The 251-nt window shown below is 41.0% G+C and carries 1 rRNA gene; it reads right to left on the reverse strand.

The features are described from left to right. Nucleotides 1–92: ribosomal RNA gene (gene rrf, locus H4J67_RS20185) — 5S ribosomal RNA — on the reverse strand; the annotation flags it as partial. Nucleotides 93–251: the final 159 nt, after the last annotated feature.

Here is a 251-nt window from a genome sequence, read left to right on the forward strand (position 1 = left end):
ATGGGAACTCCCACACTACCATCGGCGCTACTGCGTTTCACTTCTGAGTTCGGAATGGGATCAGGTGGTGCCACAGTGCTATTGTCGCTAGACAAAAAGGTTACAATCTTGAAAGCTGTTGCTCGTTAGAGCCATAAATATAAAAGCGTTTTCTTATTCAATTCATTACAGTGCGTGAAGTTATTCTTTATATGTCAGTCTTTTACAAACACTTCGTAGCAAAACTACTTGGGTGTTGTATGGTTAAGCCT

Origin of the sequence: Colwellia sp. BRX10-4 (assembly GCF_014077465.1) — a bacterium.
Lineage (GTDB): Bacteria > Pseudomonadota > Gammaproteobacteria > Enterobacterales > Alteromonadaceae > Colwellia_A.